Source organism: Streptomyces kryoterrae (assembly GCF_054072135.1).
The window spans coordinates 6,855,350-6,872,118 of record NZ_CM133358.1 but is presented as its reverse complement, the minus strand read 5'-3'; the positions used below and the strand labels follow the sequence as shown (position 1 = coordinate 6,872,118).

Sequence of the window (16,769 nt, the reverse complement as noted above, 5' to 3'; positions counted from 1 at the left end):
TCACACCACCTCGTCCTCGTGCAGGCGGGCGCGCAAGGCCCGTACCGCCGTGTGCAGCCTGCTCTTGACCGTGCCCTCCGGGATGCCCAGCTCCTCGGCGATCCCGCGTACCGGCAGGTCGGCGTAGAAGCGCAGGACCAGCACCTGGCGCTGGGGGTCGGGCAGGTCGTCGAGCCCTCGGGCGACGGCGAGGGAGAGCAGGCTCGTCTCCTCGCCGGAGGGGTGGGCCACCGGCTGGCGCAGGGAGGCGAGCCGCTCCCCCAGCCGTTCCTGGCGCCGCTTCGCCCGGTGCCAGTCCATGGCGAGGTTGGAGGCGACGACCGCCGCCCACGCCGACACGTCACGCGGCGCCTCGTGTCCGTTCGCGGTGCGTTCCAGCAGCCGCAGGCGGACCTGCTGTACCCCGTCCGGCAGGTCCGCCTGCGGCACTCCGCCGAGCGCGAGCACCGCTCGGACCCTGCGCTCCTGCGCCGTGTCCAGCGGGTCGCCGTGGTCGTCCTCCTGGACGCGCCGGGCCTTTCTGCGCAGCACAAGCACCCCTCCCCCTCGCCGCGTTTTCTCTACGACGCCGAGGCCGCCCAAAACGTTCGGCCGCAGCGGAGACGTACGTCACACCGTTACCGAAGCGAGACCCGGGCCCCGCCCGTCCCGGTCGGCCCAGACCCGTACAGCTTGCGTCCGAGGATCGCCGCCAGGAAGATTTCTCCAGCTCAGGAGGGGTGCGGCCGGACGATCGCAACCGGGCGGCGCCCCTGTTCCGTCCCATTCCTCGGGCATGCCGGGCAAAGGATTGGACAGGTTGCCCAGGCTGGGACGCATGATGGAAATGCGCCGGTCACGCAAACCGGGCACGCGATACAGCGCCATACAGAAGGAGTCGCCGTGAGGGTCGGAATCGTCGGAGCCACCGGTCAGGTCGGCACGGTCATGCGCAGGATCCTCGTCGAGCGGGAGTTCCCTGTCGCTGAGCTGCGGCTGTTCGCGTCGGCGCGGTCGGCGGGCTCGGTCCTCGACGGTGTGACGGTGGAGGACGCGGCGACGGCCGACTACACCGGCCTCGACATCGTGCTGTTCTCGGCGGGCGGCGCGACCTCGAAGGCGCTGGCGGAGAAGGTCGCCGCCCAGGGTGCCGTCGTGATCGACAACTCGTCGGCGTGGCGCCGGGACCCGGACGTACCCCTGGTCGTCTCCGAGGTGAACCCGCACGCGATCGTCGACCGCCCCAAGGGCATCATCGCCAACCCGAACTGCACGACGATGGCCGCGATGCCGGTCCTGAAGCCGCTGCACGCGGAGGCGGGCCTCGACGCGCTGGTCGTCGCGACCTACCAGGCGGTGTCCGGTTCGGGTGTGGCGGGTGTGGCGGAGCTGCACGGGCAGGCCATGAAGGTGGTCGCCGACGCCGACAAGCTGACGCACGACGGTTCGGCGGTCGACTTCCCCGAGCCGCAGGTCTACCAGCGGCCGATCGCGTTCAACGTGGTGCCGCTGGCGGGCAACCTGGTGGACGACGGTTCGTTCGAGACGGACGAGGAGCAGAAGCTCCGCAACGAGTCCCGCAAGATCCTCGAGATCCCGGAGCTGAAGGTGTCCGGTACGTGTGTCCGCGTGCCGGTGTTCTCGGGACACTCGCTCCAGGTGAACGCGCGGTTCGCGCGCCCGCTGTCGGTGGAGCGGGCGACGGAGCTGCTGGCGGGGGCGCCCGGTGTCGTCCTGTCGGACATCCCGACCCCCCTTGAGGCGGCCGGCCAGGACGCGTCGTTCGTGGGCCGGATCCGCGCCGACGAGACGTCGGAGAACGGGCTCGCCTTCTTCGTCTCCAACGACAACCTCCGCAAGGGCGCCGCGCTGAACGCGGTGCAGATCGCGGAGCTGGTTGCGGTGGAGTTGGGCGGTAAGTGACCGCCTGACAGGTAGGAACAGTGAAGCTACCTCCAGTACGACTCAAGGGGTGCCCACCGGTGACCGGCGGGCACCCCTCTCGTGTACGGGCTCAGAGTGCCAGCTGCTGCCGAAGCGCCCGATCGATCTCCTTGAGCGCATGCGGTGGCACCGTTCCGATACGGTGCCCAATCCTGGAGAAGTCGAGGGCCCGGATCTGTTCGCACTGCGCCTTGGAGTCAACCCTCAGGCCACATTCGGCCGCCTGCAGCAGCACCTGGAACGGCCGCACATGCGTGATGTTCGATGTCACCGGCACCACCGCCAGGACGCCTCGCCCCGCACGGTCCGCCATGCGGTTGGCGGCATTGTTGGTCACGAGAATCGCCGGGCGCGTCTTGTTCGCCTCACTACCCACCGCGGGGTCGAGGTCCACCAGATAGATTTCACCGCGGTTCATCTGAGATGCCATCCCCCACCGTTCGGTCCCACAGTTCCGCGTCTTCGCTCGCGTACCACTCATCCCACGCAGCGAGGTACTCCTCTTCGAGCGCCGACTCGCGCAGCATCTGAATGGCGGCGTGTATCACGGCGGACCTGGATTCCGCCGCCTTCTTGACTGCGTACTCATCGACGAAGGTGACATCATCCTCCGGCAAACTCACACTGATCTTCATACCTCAAAGATAACAGAGTAGGAATAGGGAAGCTACTAATAGTAGTACCGTGCACCTCTTCATCCCCGCCTCGCCCCGGGAAGCGGAACCAGCCGGCCCCCCGAAACGTCAGCAGAACGCGCCCTCTCTGGGATCAGCAGGCCGCCGGTCCGCCCCGCCCACCGGCGGGTTCCGGACATCGCGTCGGCCGCGGATCCCATGGAAGGATGACGCAACCGACACATAACGAGGAGATGACCGCGTGCCTGGCACAAACCTGACCCGCGAAGAGGCGCAAGCGCGGGCGAAGCTGCTCACCGTTGACTCGTACGAGATCGAGCTCGATCTCTCCGGCGCACAGGAGGGCGGCACCTACAGGTCCGTGACCACGGTGCGCTTCGACTCCGCCGAGACCGGCGCGGAGTCCTTCATCGACCTGGTGGCCCCGGCCGTGCGCGAGGTCACCCTCAACGGGGACGCGCTCGACCCCGACGAGGTGTTCAAGGACTCCCGGATCGCGCTGCCGGGACTGCTGGCGGGCCGCAACGTACTGCGCGTCGTCGCCGACTGCGCCTACACCAACACCGGTGAGGGCCTGCACCGCTTCGTCGACCCCGTCGACCAGCAGGCCTATCTCTACACCCAGTTCGAGGTGCCGGACGCCCGGCGCGTGTTCGCCTCGTTCGAGCAGCCGGACCTCAAGGCGACCTTCCGGTTCACGGTGACGGCGCCGTCCGGCTGGACCGTCATCTCCAACTCGCCGACGCCCGAGCCCAAGGACGACGTCTGGCGCTTCGAGCCGACGCCCCGGATCTCCACGTACATCACCGCGCTCATCGTCGGCCCCTACCACTCGGTCCACAGTGTGTACGAGGCGGACGGGCAGACCGTTCCGCTCGGCATCTACTGCCGGCCCTCGCTCGCCGAGTTCCTCGACTCCGACGCCATCTTCGCGGTGACCCGGCAGGGCTTCGCGTGGTTCCAGGAGAAGTTCGACTACGCGTACCCCTTCAAGAAGTACGACCAGCTGTTCGTTCCCGAGTTCAACGCCGGTGCCATGGAGAACGCGGGCGCGGTCACGATCCGCGACCAGTACGTGTTCCGGTCCAAGGTCACCGACGCCGCGTACGAGACGCGCGCCGAGACGATCCTGCACGAGCTGGCGCACATGTGGTTCGGCGACCTCGTCACCATGGAGTGGTGGAACGACCTGTGGCTGAACGAGTCGTTCGCCACCTACACCTCCATCGCGTGCCAGGCGTACGCCCCCGGCTCGCGCTGGCCGCACTCCTGGACCAGTTTCGCCAACTCCATGAAGACGTGGGCGTACCGCCAGGACCAGCTGCCGTCCACGCACCCGATCATGGCCGAGATCCGCGACCTCGACGACGTCCTCGTCAACTTCGACGGCATCACGTACGCCAAGGGCGCCTCCGTACTGAAGCAGCTCGTCGCGTACGTCGGCATGGACGCGTTCTTCGCGGGCGTACAGGCCTACTTCAAGCAGCACGCGTACGGCAACACGCGGCTCAGTGACCTGCTGGGCGCCCTGGAGGAGACCTCCGGGCGGGATCTGAAGGCGTGGTCGAAGTCCTGGCTGGAGACGGCCGGGATCAACATCCTGCGTCCCGAGATCGAGACGGACGCTAACGGTGTCATCACCTCCTTCGCCATCCGCCAGGAGGCCCCGGCGCTGCCCGCCGGCGCGAAGGGCGAGCCGACGCTGCGGCCGCACCGGATCGCCGTCGGTCTGTACGACCTCGACGACGAGAGCGGCAAGCTGCTCCGCGACGACGAGACCGGGCGCATCGAGCTGGACATCGACGGCGAGCTGACGGCCGTACCGCAGCTGGTCGGCAGGCCTCGTCCGGCCGTGGTCCTGCTCAACGACGACGACCTGTCGTACTCCAAGGTCCGCCTCGACGACGAGTCCCTCGCCTTCGTCACCGAACACCTGGGCGACTTCGAGGCCTCCCTCCCGCGCGCGCTGTGCTGGGCCTCCGCCTGGGACATGACCCGCGACGCCGAACTGGCCACCCGCGACTACCTCTCCCTCGTCCTGTCGGGCATCGGCAAGGAGTCGGACATCGGCGTCGTGCAGTCGCTCCAGCGGCAGGTGAAGCTGGCGATCGAGCTGTACGCCGACCCGGCCGCCCGCGAGGCCCTGCTGACCCGCTGGACGGACGCCACGCTGGCCCACCTCCGGACGTCCGAGGCGGGCTCCGACCACCAGCTGGCCTGGGCCCGCGCCTTCGCGGCCACGGCCCGTACGCCGGAGCAGCTGGACCTGCTGGGCGCACTGCTGGACGGCACGCAGACGATCGAGGGGCTGGCCGTCGACACCGAGCTGCGCTGGTCGTTCGTCCAGCGGCTGGCGGCCGTCGGGCGCTTCGACGAGGACGAGATCGCGGGCGAGTACGAGCGCGACAAGACGGCCGCGGGCGAACGTCACGCCGCCACCGCCCTGGCCGCCCGGCCGACCCCGGAGGCCAAGGCCGAGGCCTGGGCGTCGGTCATCGAGTCCGACAAGCTGCCGAACGCCGTCCAGGAGGCGGTGATCGGGGGCTTCGTCCAGACCGACCAGCGCGAGCTGCTGGAGCCGTACACCGACAAGTACTTCGCGGCGGTCAAGGACGTCTGGGACTCGCGCTCGCACGAGATCGCCCAGCAGATCGCCATCGGCCTCTACCCGGCCGTCCAGGTGTCCCAGGAGACCCTGGCGAAGACGGACGCCTGGCTGACCGCCGCCGAGCCGAACGCCGCCCTGCGGCGGCTCGTCTCGGAGTCCCGTTCCGGTATCGAGCGTGCGCTCAGGGCACAGGCGGCGGACGCGGCTGCCGAATAGGGGCGGCAAGCGGTTGTACGGAGTCGGGGGCGCCCTGCGGCGGAACGCCGGGGCGCCCCCGACGACCGTTCGGGAGTTCCTCTGCCCACTGGCCCGCGGCAGGGCGTCGCCCGTGGACGTCAGGGTGTGCAGGACGACCGGGCCGTAACGCCGGCTGACGAGGAGGCCGGCGTCGCGCAGACGGAGTGCCTGGCCGCCCTCGACCCCGAGAGGGCGGGCCAACTGGCCGACCTGCTGCGGGAGCTGCTGGCGGCGACGGACGGCTGAGAACACGCCGAGGGCGCCGTTCCCGCACCATGCCTGACGGGGTGGGGCGAGAACGGCGCCCTCGGAACGAGCGGTCGGGTCAGACCTTCGCCTTGGTGGGCTTGATGGCCCTCGGGGCACGGTCCGAGGACTTGTCCAGGACCATCACCAGGCCCGCGATGACCGCGAACAGGCCGATCGGGGCGACAACGTAGAGGCCCAGCGTCTCGATGACGCTCAGGCCATGGCCGGGGTCGTCACCGTCGTCGCGGCTGAGCGCGAGCGCGGGAGACGTCATGAGCAGCATCATCAGCGTCGTACCGGCGACCAGGGCGCCGGCGCGCAGGGCGTTCGTCTTGTCCACGGTGCAAAAGTAGCGAACGCCCGGCGGGGCCGCGCGCCCGGGGTGCCGTACGAGGAAGTACGGGCGTCCCGCGAAGGCCCCGGAGCGCCCGTCGTCGAGGAGGGGACGCTCAGGGAGTCACCTCCCGCAGCACCTCCATCAGCGCCCACAGCCGCGACGATCCCGCCAGTTCCTCCAGCGTCACCGGCCTGCCCTCCGCGTCGGCGATGGGCAGCCGCCAGTTCGGGTACTGGTTCCACGTACCTGGCAGGTTCTGCGGGCGGCGGTCGCCGACACCGTCCGGGAGCCAGACGCCGATCATGCGGGCCGGGGTGCGGAGCAGATAGCGGTGGACGGCCTGGATCTCGGCCTCCTCCGCCTCCCCCGAGAGACCGCCGCCGCCTCCCTTCAGCAGGCCGAGGCGGGCGAGCAGGGTCAGCCACTCGTTCGTGTCGGCGGCGGCCTCGGCCCGCTCCTGCGCCAGGGGGTTGGTCAACAGGCCCAGCCGGTCGCGGAGTTCGACATGGTCGCCGGTGAGGCGGGAGGCCGTCGGCGGCAGGTCGTGGGTGGTGACGGTGGCGAGGCAGTCGGCGCGCCAGTGCTCGGGGGGCAGGGGGCGACCGTCGCCGCTCCAGTCCCGTTCGAACCACAGGACGGACGTGCCGAGCACCCCGCGTTCGTGCAGCGTCTCCCGCACCCCCGGTTCCACGGTCCCCAGGTCCTCGCCGATCACGACCGCGCCGGCCCGCGAGGCCTCCAGCGCGAGGACTGCGAGCATGGCCTCGGCGTCATACCGGACGTACGCCCCCTCCGTCGGCGCCAGCCCCTGGGGCACCCACCAGAGCCGGAACAGGCCCATGACGTGGTCGATGCGCAGGGCGCCCGCGTAGCCGAAGAGGGACCGCAGCAGCTGGCGGTACGGGGCGTAGCCGGACTCGGCCAGGCGGTCCGGCCTCCAGGGCGGCAGGCCCCAGTCCTGGCCGCGTGCGTTGAAGGCGTCCGGGGGCGCGCCGACCGACATGCCGGCCGCGAAGTACTCCTGCTGCACCCAGGCGTCGGCGCCCCCGGGGTGCACTCCGACGGCGAGGTCGTGCACGATCCCGACCGGCATGCCCGCGTCGCGTGCCGCTCGCTGGGCGTCGGCGAGCTGGGTGTCGGTGAGCCAGGCGAGGCGACAGTGGAAGTCGACGCGGTCCATCAACTCGCCCCGGGCACGGGCGGTTTCGGCCGACCGGGGGTCCTGGAGGCCGGCCGGCCAGCGCGACCACTCCGAGCCGTGCACCTCGGCCAGCGCGCACCAGGTGGCGTGGTCCTCCAGCGCCTCGCCGGCCCGCGCGAGGAAGTCGGAGTACGCGGCCTGCCGTCCGGGGCCGAGCGGTACGGCGCACACCAACTCCAGCGCCTCGCGCTTGAGTTCCCACACGGCGTCCCGGTCGATCAGCTCGTCCTTGGCCAGCACGGACTCCCGCAGCCGCCCGGCCCGCTCCAGCAGACCGCGCAACCGCTCACGGTGTTCGGCCTCCTCGACGTACGCGAACTCGGGGATGTCCTCGATCCGCAGATGCACGGGATCGGGGAAGCGGCGGGAGGACGGCCGGTACGGGGACGGGTCGGTCGGCGCCCCGGGTACGGCCGCGTGCAACGGGTTGACCTGCACGAACCCGGCACCGAGGGCCCGCCCGGCCCAGGCGCTCAGCTCACCGAGGTCACCCAGGTCGCCCATGCCCCAGGAACGCCGGGAGAGGAGGGAGTAGAGCTGGACGAGGAGGCCGTACGAGCGTCCGGTGGGCGTGGGCAGCCGGGCCGGGGCGACGACGAGGTGGGCGCGGGCGGTGCGGCCGTCGGGCGCGACGGCGTCCAACTCATGTACCCCAGCCGGGAGTTGGTCGACGGAGTCGCAGGTCTCGCCCTGTTCGGTGCGGATCCGCAGACGCGTGCCCCCGGGCAGCGCGGCCAGCGCGTCCGCCGTACCGTCGGCGCCGCACACCACCGTGGGCGGCAGCAGCCGCGCCGCCAGTTCCCGTTCCCGGGCGGTGAGGGCGCCCCGGACGGCCTCCGGGGTCGTGGCGTCGACGCCGAGCGCGGCCAGTACGGCGACGAGCGCGGAGTCGGAGGCGGCGACCGCGTGGTCCGGGGAGGGGCTGAAGGAGGGGGCGACGCCGTACAGCTCGGCGAGACGGGCGAGCGCGAGCCGCTCCTCGGCCCTGCCTTCCCCGCTCTCATGGCTCCCGGCAGGTTCGGCCGGCCCGTGGACGGACATCTACAGCCTCGCAGGGTCCGACAGGGCCGGGACCAGGCCCTCGTACAGCCCTGTGGGGTCCGCCTCGGCGTCGGCGTGCTCGCTCGTCATGGCCTCGGCGTCGGCGAGCGGAGGCTCACTGGTGAGGGGCTCGGCGGCGGGCAACGGCGGCTCGCTGGTGAGCGGCCGCTCGGCGGCGGCACTCTCGGCGCTGAAGATATGGGCCGGTACGACCACGGAGGCCTCCTTGTCGCGTACGGCGGCTGACGGCGGTTGGCGGGTTTCTTTCGCAGGCTTACCCAGTGGGCGCGACCGCAGACGTAGGTGAACGGACGAACCACGGTACCGCCGGTCACATTCCGCCGTTCTTCCGTCGCCCTTCGGGAGAAGCCCGCCGCATTCCCGCCACCCTCACCCTCTCATCCGGGAAACTATTCACTCAGTACATGTAGCGAGTGCATAATGATCGGCATGAGCACCCGCCACATCCTGTTGGGGCTGCTCGCAGGGGGGCCCAGCCACGGCTATGACCTCAAGCGACGGCACGACGAACGCTTCCCGCAGGCCCGGCCGCTGGCCTACGGGCAGGTCTACACGACCCTGCAGCGTCTGGTGCGCGACGGGCTCGCGGAGGTCGACGGCACCGACGCGGACGGCGGTCCGGAGCGGACGAAGTACCGGACGACCGGCGACGGGGAGCGTGCACTCGCCGAGTGGGTACGGCAGATCAGCGCACCCGCGCCGCACGTCGTCAACGAGATCTTCGCCAAGGTCGTCGTCGCGATCCTGGCCGGCGGGGACCCGGCCGCGTATCTGCTGGACCAGCGCGCCGCGCACATGGCGCGGATGCGGGAGCTGACGGCGGTCAAGACCGCGCCTGGCTCGGACCTCTCGACCGTGCTCTCGGCGGACTACGCCCTCAACCACCTTGACGCCGACCTCCGTTGGATGACCACCACGGTGGCCCGGCTCACCACACTGACCGCGGAGGTCGACACGGCATGACCACCACCAACGGGGAAACGTCCGGCGGGGCCACCGCACCACCGCTGCTCGCGGCCCGCCGTCTGTCCAAGACGCACGGCAGGGCGCCCGCACTGCGCGGCGCCTCGGTCGCGCTGCGGGCCGGCGAGATCCTGGCTGTCACGGGGGCCAGCGGCAGCGGGAAGTCGACGCTGCTGCACTGTCTGGCGGGGATCGTCCGGCCGGACGCGGGCACCGTCGAGTACGCCGGGGAGCGGCTCGACACCCTGCCCGAGCGGCGGCTGAGCGAGCTGCGGCGCACCGAGTTCGGGGTCGTCTTCCAGTTCGGGCAGCTGATTCCGGAGCTGACCGTCCTCGACAACGTGGCGCTGCCGCTACTGCTCGCCGGTACCGCTCGGGGAGCGGCACACGAACGGGCGGGCGAGTGGCTGGAGCGGTTCGGGGTCCTGGGGCAGCAGACGCTGCGGCCGGGCGAGCTGAGCGGCGGCCAGGCGCAGCGCGTCTCGCTGGCCCGCGCCCTGGTCACCGGCCCGAAGGTGGTCTTCGCGGACGAGCCGACCGGCGCGCTGGACTCCCTCGCGGGCGAGCAGGTGATGGCGGCGCTGACGCACACGGCCCGCGAGTCCGGCACGGCGGTCCTGCTGATCACGCACGACGCCCAGGTGGCGGCGTACGCGGACCGCGAGCTCAGGCTGAGCGACGGCACCGTGTCCGCCGACGGGTCCGTGACCCCGACCGGGGTGACCTCATGATGCCGAGCGGCATCCCCGACGGCGGACCGTCGGGGCCCGGCTCGCATCCGACCCGCCGGCTCACCCGCCCCACACGCCGACCGGCCACGAACACCGGCCACGAGCCCACACCGGGCCGCCTTCCCGGCGCCGGATCCGCGGGGACCGGCTCACGGCCGGCCCCGCAGCTCACGTGCTCCGCACGCCGGCGGGCCACATACGCGGACCGAAAGCCCACACCGGACGGCTTTCTCAGCGCCGGACCCACCGGAACCGACTCGCACCCGACCCGGCAACTCGCACACTCCGTAAGCCGGCCGGCCACGATCACGGACCGAGAACCCCCACCGGACGGCATTTTCGACGCCGGACCCACCGGAACCGGCTCACGGCCGGCCCCCCGGCCAGGCCGCTCACGCGCTTCGCGCATCGGTCGTCGGCACGCGCACCCGGTCCACTCGGCACACGCCGGTCGGTGGGTACAGCCGGGCGGCATGGCCGCGGTTTCCCAGGAGGTGGGCTCATGATGTCGACATCCAGCAGGGTTTCCCGCAAGGGCTCCCTGTGGGCCGATGTGCGGCTCGCCTGGCTGCTCACCCGGGGTTCCGACCGGCGGGAGTGGTGGCGGGTCGCGCTCACAGCGGTCGGGGCGGCGCTCGCCACCGGGTTCGCGGTGGCCGCCGTGGCCATCGCCTCGGTGCGCGGGCAGTACTCCGTGTCGTTCGGCTCCGGGCTGCTGAACCACCAGGGGGAACGCTCCGGCGTGGTCCTCACCCTCGTGCTGCTGCTCGTGCCCGTGCTCGGGTTCCTCGGGCAGTGTGCGCGGGTCGGGGCCGTGCACCGGGACCGGCGGCTGGCCGCGCTGCGGCTGGCGGGGGCCGACGCGGCGCAGGTGCGGCGGATCGCGGCGTTGGAGACGGGGCTCGCCTGTCTGCTCGGCGCGGCGCTCGCCACCGGGTTCTGCGTGCTGTTCCTGCTGGGCGAGTGGCGGCAGCCGCCGACCCTCGTCTGGTTCGGGATCGCGTTGGTCGCGGCGGCCGTGCCGGTGCTGGGTGCGCTGGTGGGCGTACTGGCGCTGCGCCGCGTGGTCGCCTCGCCGCTGGGCCGGGTACGGCGGGTGCCTCCGCGTGCGGGGCGTGGTCCGGGGATGCCGGTCCCGATGGCGGCCCTGGGTCTGCTGTTCCTGGGGCCGCTGCTGGCACCGGACACGTTCGGCGGGTACCAGACCGCCCCGGTGCTGGTGTTCGCCGTGCTGATCGGGAGTGGTGTGGGCGCCTTGTGGCTGACCGGCGCCACCGCACGGTTCCTTGGGCGGATCCTGGCGGCCCGTACCGCCGATCCGGCGACCCTGATCGCGGCGGAACGGCTGCGCGACGACCCCTGGGCCGCCGCCCGCACCCATGCGGCGGTGCTGCTGGTGACCGTCGTGGGCACCGGGTTCGTCGGCGTCCGGGAGGTGCTGCTCACCTCGCTCCGCGACCGCGGCGAGAGCAAGCTGGCCTCGCCCATGACCTTCTACACGACCGGCGTCGACCTGGCCGGCGCCGCCGTCCTGGTCGCCCTGGTGATCACGCTCTGCGGGCTCGGCGTGGGCACCGCCGAGTCGGTGGCGTCCCGGCGTCGGGGCCTGGCCGCGCAGGCCGCCGCCGGAGTGCCGCGCGCGGTGCTCGGCCGGGCGCTGCTCCTGGAGACGGCCCTGCCGCTGGCACCGGCGATGCTGCTGGCGGGTGCCGGGGGCCTGCTGATCGGCGGCCTGTTCGCGGGGATCGCCCACGACGGCAGCCGCTCGGTGCCGTACACGGCCCTGTTCGTCCCGCCGGCGGTGTACGTGTGCTGTCTGCTCGCCGCGGCCACATCACTGCCGTTGCTGCGCCGTTCGGTGCGTCCGGCGGAGCTCAGGTACGTGTGAGGGGCCGGGCATGCGTGATCCGGCCCCCGGGGAACGGGGGTTCCCGGGGGCCGGATCGCATCCGTACCGTACAAATAATCCGTACAGGTGTTCGCGTAATCCATATTCAGGCTGTATTCAGGCCGTATTCAGGTATATGAAAGCCCGGACGTCAGGCTGAGATGCCGTCGATCCGGGCCATCGCGTCGTCCGCGCCGTACGGCTGCAGGTATGGCAGCCAGCGCGGGTCCCTGTGCCCGGTGCCGATGATGCGCCAGGCGAGACCTGTGGGCGGGGCGGGTTTGTGGCGCAGCCGCCAGCCGATCTCGAAGAGATGGCGGTCGGCCTTGGTGTGGTTGCAGCGACGGCACGACGCCACCACGTTGTCCCAGCGGTGCTGACCGCCTCGGGACCGCGGGATGACATGGTCGACGCTGGTCGCGGCGGCGCCGCAGTACATGCACCTGCCGCCGTCGCGGGCGAACAGCGCCCTACGGGTCAGTGGAACGGGCCCCCGGTAAGGGACCCGTACGAACCTCTTCAGCCGGACCACGCTGGGTGCGGGGACAGTAACGGTCGCGCTGTGCATGAAGGCGCCCGACTCCTCCAGGGAGACAGCCTTGTTCTCCAGGACGAGGACGAGCGCGCGGCGGAGCGGTACGACGCCGAGTGGCTCGTACGACGCGTTGAGTACCAGGACATGCGGCACGGATGCCTCCTTGGGCGTCGGCGGCACGTGGCTCGCGCCGGGACGATCTGTAGTCAGTCTCCCCTCTCGCCCGGCGGCTGCGCCACCACGTCCCGGTAACGGGCTGGGAGTGTTTTCGACCACACATTGCGTTCATGACCCGGGACCACACCCTCTTCATCCCCAGGTGAGCAGGGTCTCTCCCTCGAACATCGCGCCGATCCGCTCACGTTGCCCCGTTAGTGTGGTGGATCTGCCCTTCCGGTGACCTTTCCGTGACCTGAATGAACGAGCTCACCGTCGAGCCGACCGCCATAACCATCCGTACCGGGGGCAGGCCGCTTGGAGGTACCCCCCGTGTCCTTGTCCGCCGTCCTGCTCGCCGCCGGATCGTCGCCGTCACCGACTCCCACGGAGTCACCGACCGCGTTGGTCCCATCTCTCCAGGACGCCCAGGAGAGCGCGACGAACGCCGCCAGCTGGGTCGAGCAGAACTGGTCCACCTGGCTGGCCATCGGCCTCAAGGTCCTGCTGATCCTGGTGATCGCGGTGGCACTGAGAGTGGCCGTACGGCGGGCGATCACCAAGCTGATAGACCGCATGAACCGCACGGTCCAGGCGGCCGACGGCCCGGCCGGCGGCACGGCGCTGGGCAGCCTGCTGGTCAATGTCGAGCGCCGCCGTCAGCGCTCCCAGGCGATCGGCTCCGTACTGCGCTCGGTGGCGAGCTTCATCATCCTGGGCACCGCGGCCCTGATGGTCCTCTCGGCCTTCCAGATCAACCTGGCCCCGCTGCTGGCCTCCGCCGGTGTCGCGGGCGTGGCGATCGGTTTCGGCGCCCGCAACCTGGTGACGGACTTCCTCTCCGGCGTGTTCATGATCCTGGAGGACCAGTACGGCGTCGGCGACACGATCGACGCGGGGGTGGCGTCGGGCGAGGTGATAGAGGTGGGCCTGCGTGTGACGAAGCTGCGCGGCGACCAGGGCGAGATCTGGTACGTCCGAAACGGCGAGGTCAAGCGCATCGGCAACCTCTCCCAGGGCTGGGCGACGGCCGGCGTCGACGTGACCGTCCGCGCCGACGAGGACCTGGAGCGACTGAAGGCCAACCTCGCCGAGGTCAGCGAGAAGATGAGCCGGGAGGAGCCCTGGAACGAGCTGCTGTGGGGCCCGGTCGAGATCCTGGGCCTGGACAGCGTCCTCCTGGACTCGATGGTGATCCGCCTCACGGCGAAGACGATGCCGGGCAAGTCCCTGACCGTGGAGCGCGAACTGCGCTGGCGCGTCAAGCGGTCCCTGGACGCGGCGGGCATCCGCATCGTCGGCGGCACCACGGTCATCCCGGAGGAGGAGCCCCTGGACCCGACGGCAGCGGTCGCGGCCCCCTCGGTGTACTCGAACACCGGCTCCCCGCAGGCAGAGGCGGCCTCCCCGATCACACCGGCGCGAACAGCCAGGTAACCGGCACGAAACACGAAGCAGCCGGCACGAGAGGCGGCGCCCCCGATTCGGGGCGCCGCCTTTTCTCATTGCCCCTTGACGTCCCCCTTGGTCCGGTTCTATCTTCTCGCCATCCGATAGGAAACCTTCCTAACAGTCATCGCCGTTGTGAAAAGCTGGGCACGGAAAGGCAGGTGCAGTCACCCATGGCAGGAACCGCAGGCACGCCCGGCACCCCTCGCGTCCTGCGCGCCATGAACGACCGGGCCGCCCTGGACCTCCTCCTGGAGCACGGTCCCCTGTCCCGCACCCGGATCGGCAAGCTCACCGGTCTCTCCAAGCCGACCGCCTCACAGCTCCTCGCCCGCCTGGAAGCGGCGGGGCTCGTACTGGCGACCGGCACCACCGAGGGCCGCCCCGGCCCCAACGCCCAGCTGTACGAGGTCAACCCGACCGCCGCGTACGCCGCCGGGCTCGACGTCACCCCCGAACGTGTCCTCGCCGCGGTCGCCGACATCACCGGCCGGACCGTGGGCGAGTACGCCCTGCCCACCCCCGGCAAACGCCCCGCCAGGCCCGTCGTCCAACAGGTCACCGACGCCCTGGACGGTGCCGTCAAGGCGGCCGGGCTGGCCCGGGGCGATCTCCGGCGGCTCGTCATCGGGACGCCGGGCGCCTTCGACCCGGGTACCGGCCGACTGCGCTACGCCGCCCACCTCCCCGGCTGGCACTCCCCGGCCCTCCTCGACGAACTCGCCGCCGCGCTGCCGATGCCGGTGGAGTACGAGAACGACGTGAACCTCGTCGCCATCGCCGAACAACGGCTCGGCGCGGCCAGAGGGCACGACGACTTCGTACTGCTCTGGAACGAGGGCGGACTCGGTGCCGCGCTCGTCCTCGGCGGCCGGCTGCACCGCGGCTGGACCGGCGGCGCCGGCGAGGTCGGCTTCCTGCCCGTGCCGGGCACACCCCTCGTCCGGCAGGTCAGCAGGGCCGGCAGCGGCGGCTATCAGGAGCTGGCCGGTTCGCAGGTCATCCCCCGGCTCGCCCGCGAGCTGGGCATCAGCCCCGTCCCGAACGGCCCGTACGCCGAGGTCGCCGCAGCCCTCGTCGCCGAGGCCGCCGACATCGACGCGGGGCCCCACCGGCGGCTCCTCGAAACGTACGCGACCGGCCTGGCCACCGGTCTGGCCTCGCTCGTCTCCGTCCTCGACCCCGAACTCGTCGTCCTCAGCGGCGCCTCCCTCACCGCCGGCGGCGAACCCTTGCGCGCTCTGGTCCAGGCCGAGCTGGAGGAACTGGCCGCGGCCCGGCCCCGGCTGGTCGTGGGCGACGTACGCGAACACCCCGTGCTGCGAGGCGCGCTGGAAAGCGCCCTCGCGACCACCCGCGACGAGGTCTTCGACACCTCCCGCTGAGCACCCTCCACTTCCTGTTCCACCCCTCACCAGTCCCGTGCCCTGCTTCGCCCTTCCCTGGGAGACCTCGCCATGCCCGGAATATCAAGAAAAGTCGTCGCCGCACTCGCCGTTTCCGCCTCGACGGCCCTCCTCGCCACGGCCTGTACGGGCCAGTCCTCCTCGGGCGGCCAGGACGACGCCACCAAGGACACGACCCTCACCTTCTGGCACGCCTGGAGCGCGCCGAACGAGGTGGCGGGCGTGAAGGCGCTGATCGCCGGCTTCGAGAAGGCCCACCCCAACATCCATGTGAACGTCGTCGGCAACATGACCGACGACAAGATGAACCAGGCGCTGCGCGCGGGCGGCAGCAAGGCGCCCGACGTGATCTCGTCGTTCACCACCAACGGCGTCGGCAAGTTCTGCTCGTCGGGCGCGCTGGTCGACCTCAACCCGCTCTTCGAGAAGGCGGGCGTCGACCCGGCGACGACCATCCCGAAGGCGATGAGCGAGTACACCCAGTACGAGGGCAACCGCTGCGCCGTCCCGCTGCTCGGCGACGCCTACGGCCTGTACTACAACAAGACCGCCTTCAAGGCGGCCGGCATCACCAGCCCGCCCAAGACCTGGTCCGAGTTCGAGGCCGACGCCAAGAAGCTGACAGTTCCCCAGGGCGACACGTACAAGCAGCTCGGTTTCATGCCGGACTACCACGGCTGGGAGACGACCACCGAGCACTACATGGGCCAGTTCGGGCCGACGTACTTCGACACGTCCGGCAAGTCGACGGTCGCCACCGACCCGGCCGTCGCCGACGCCTTCGCCGTGCAGAAGAAGCTGGTCGACGACCTCGGCGGCTTCAAGAAGCTGGAGAGGTTCCGCTCCAGCCTCGGTGACGAGTGGGGCCCCAAGCACCCCTTCCAGACCGGCCAGGTGGCCATGCAGCTCGACGGCGAATGGCGTCTGGGCATGGCGCTGGACGCGAAGCCCGACTTCGAGATAGGCGTCGCCCCGCTGCCCGTGCCCGACGACCAGGCCGACCAGTACGGCAAGGGCTACATCACCGGCACCATCGCGGGCATCGCCGCCACCAGCAAGAAGCAGAACGCGGCCTGGGAACTGGTGAAGTACATCACCACCGACACGGACGCCGTGGTCGGCTTCTCCAACGCGATCCACAACGTGCCCTCCACGCTCGCGGCGCTGAAGTCCCCGAAGCTGAAGTACGACCCACGCTTCAAGACCTTCCTCGACATCGCCGCGGACCCCAACTCGTCCACCTCGCCGGCCTCGATCAACGGCGGCGTCTACCTCACCACCATCCAGCAGCTCGGCTACGACTACGAGAGCGGCAAGGTCACCGACCTGCGGGCGGGCCTGAAGAAGGCGGCGGCGCAGATCGACACGGACATCGCGCAGGCGAAGTAG

General features: G+C 71.0%; 16 protein-coding genes. 9 read left to right on the top strand and 7 right to left on the bottom strand.

Annotated elements, in window-relative coordinates:
• Nucleotides 1–537, bottom strand: a complete 537-nt coding sequence (locus tag ACW4TU_RS30610) for a sigma-70 family RNA polymerase sigma factor (protein ID WP_457418336.1) — start codon at nt 535–537, stop codon at nt 1–3.
• Nucleotides 538–882: 345 nt separating this feature from the next.
• Here ACW4TU_RS30610 and ACW4TU_RS30605 point away from each other — a divergent pair, with 345 nt between their 5' ends.
• Nucleotides 883–1,902: an aspartate-semialdehyde dehydrogenase gene (locus tag ACW4TU_RS30605; RefSeq protein WP_457418334.1), complete on the top strand. Its 1,020-nt coding sequence runs from the start codon at nt 883–885 to the stop codon at nt 1,900–1,902.
• Nucleotides 1,903–1,993: 91 nt separating this feature from the next.
• On the opposite strand, the gene ACW4TU_RS30600 is transcribed toward ACW4TU_RS30605, so the two are convergent.
• Nucleotides 1,994–2,341, bottom strand: a complete 348-nt coding sequence (locus ACW4TU_RS30600; protein ID WP_457418332.1) for a type II toxin-antitoxin system PemK/MazF family toxin — start codon at nt 2,339–2,341, stop codon at nt 1,994–1,996.
• Nucleotides 2,328–2,558: a ribbon-helix-helix domain-containing protein gene (locus ACW4TU_RS30595; protein ID WP_457418330.1), complete on the bottom strand. Its 231-nt coding sequence runs from the start codon at nt 2,556–2,558 to the stop codon at nt 2,328–2,330. Before ACW4TU_RS30595 ends, ACW4TU_RS30600 begins: the two co-directional genes overlap by 14 nt.
• A gap of 241 nt (nt 2,559–2,799) precedes the next feature.
• Here ACW4TU_RS30595 and pepN point away from each other — a divergent pair, with 241 nt between their 5' ends.
• Nucleotides 2,800–5,382 (top strand): aminopeptidase N, encoded by a 2,583-nt coding sequence (gene pepN, locus ACW4TU_RS30590; RefSeq protein WP_457418328.1) that lies wholly within the window; start codon nt 2,800–2,802, stop codon nt 5,380–5,382.
• 126 nt (nt 5,383–5,508) lie between these two features.
• A complete protein-coding gene (locus ACW4TU_RS30585; RefSeq protein ID WP_457418326.1) occupies nt 5,509–5,649 on the top strand; it encodes a hypothetical protein in 141 nt (46 codons plus the stop codon).
• Between the two features lie 79 nt (nt 5,650–5,728).
• Here ACW4TU_RS30585 and ACW4TU_RS30580 read toward each other — a convergent pair whose 3' ends face one another.
• The 3 genes from ACW4TU_RS30580 to ACW4TU_RS30570 form a co-directional block, all read right to left on the bottom strand.
• Entirely contained in the window at nt 5,729–5,992 is a 264-nt protein-coding gene (locus tag ACW4TU_RS30580) for a hypothetical protein (RefSeq protein ID WP_457418324.1), read from the bottom strand.
• 109 nt (nt 5,993–6,101) lie between these two features.
• The gene (gene malQ, locus ACW4TU_RS30575) at nt 6,102–8,231 is read right to left on the bottom strand and encodes a 4-alpha-glucanotransferase (protein ID WP_457418322.1); all 2,130 of its coding nucleotides are present in this window, start codon (nt 8,229–8,231) and stop codon (nt 6,102–6,104) included.
• Entirely contained in the window at nt 8,232–8,513 is a 282-nt protein-coding gene (locus ACW4TU_RS30570) for a hypothetical protein (protein ID WP_457430400.1), read from the bottom strand. It lies immediately after the preceding gene.
• A gap of 168 nt (nt 8,514–8,681) precedes the next feature.
• Between ACW4TU_RS30570 and ACW4TU_RS30565 the strand changes: the two genes are divergently transcribed.
• From ACW4TU_RS30565 to ACW4TU_RS30555, 3 genes are all read left to right on the top strand, one after another.
• The gene (locus tag ACW4TU_RS30565; protein WP_457418320.1) at nt 8,682–9,215 is read left to right on the top strand and encodes a PadR family transcriptional regulator; all 534 of its coding nucleotides are present in this window, start codon (nt 8,682–8,684) and stop codon (nt 9,213–9,215) included.
• Complete coding sequence (locus ACW4TU_RS30560) at nt 9,212–9,946, top strand: ABC transporter ATP-binding protein (protein ID WP_457418318.1); 735 nt, start codon at nt 9,212–9,214, stop codon at nt 9,944–9,946. Before ACW4TU_RS30565 ends, ACW4TU_RS30560 begins: the two co-directional genes overlap by 4 nt.
• Before the next feature lie 502 nt (nt 9,947–10,448).
• Nucleotides 10,449–11,834 carry an FtsX-like permease family protein gene (locus ACW4TU_RS30555; RefSeq protein WP_457418316.1) on the top strand — a complete coding sequence of 462 codons (1,386 nt, stop codon included), beginning with the start codon at nt 10,449–10,451 and terminating at the stop codon, nt 11,832–11,834.
• A gap of 151 nt (nt 11,835–11,985) precedes the next feature.
• Here ACW4TU_RS30555 and ACW4TU_RS30550 read toward each other — a convergent pair whose 3' ends face one another.
• On the bottom strand, nt 11,986–12,522 hold the full coding sequence (locus ACW4TU_RS30550; protein ID WP_189148973.1) for an HNH endonuclease: 537 nt from the start codon (nt 12,520–12,522) through the stop codon (nt 11,986–11,988).
• 336 nt (nt 12,523–12,858) lie between these two features.
• Between ACW4TU_RS30550 and ACW4TU_RS30545 the strand changes: the two genes are divergently transcribed.
• The 3 genes from ACW4TU_RS30545 (at nt 12,859) to ACW4TU_RS30535 (ending at nt 16,769) form a co-directional block, all read left to right on the top strand.
• Entirely contained in the window at nt 12,859–13,962 is a 1,104-nt protein-coding gene (locus tag ACW4TU_RS30545; RefSeq protein WP_457418314.1) for a mechanosensitive ion channel family protein, read from the top strand.
• Nucleotides 13,963–14,147: 185 nt separating this feature from the next.
• The gene (locus ACW4TU_RS30540) at nt 14,148–15,359 is read left to right on the top strand and encodes an ROK family transcriptional regulator (RefSeq protein WP_457418312.1); all 1,212 of its coding nucleotides are present in this window, start codon (nt 14,148–14,150) and stop codon (nt 15,357–15,359) included.
• A 72-nt stretch (nt 15,360–15,431) separates the two neighbouring features.
• Nucleotides 15,432–16,769 (top strand): ABC transporter substrate-binding protein, encoded by a 1,338-nt coding sequence (locus ACW4TU_RS30535; RefSeq protein ID WP_457418310.1) that lies wholly within the window; start codon nt 15,432–15,434, stop codon nt 16,767–16,769.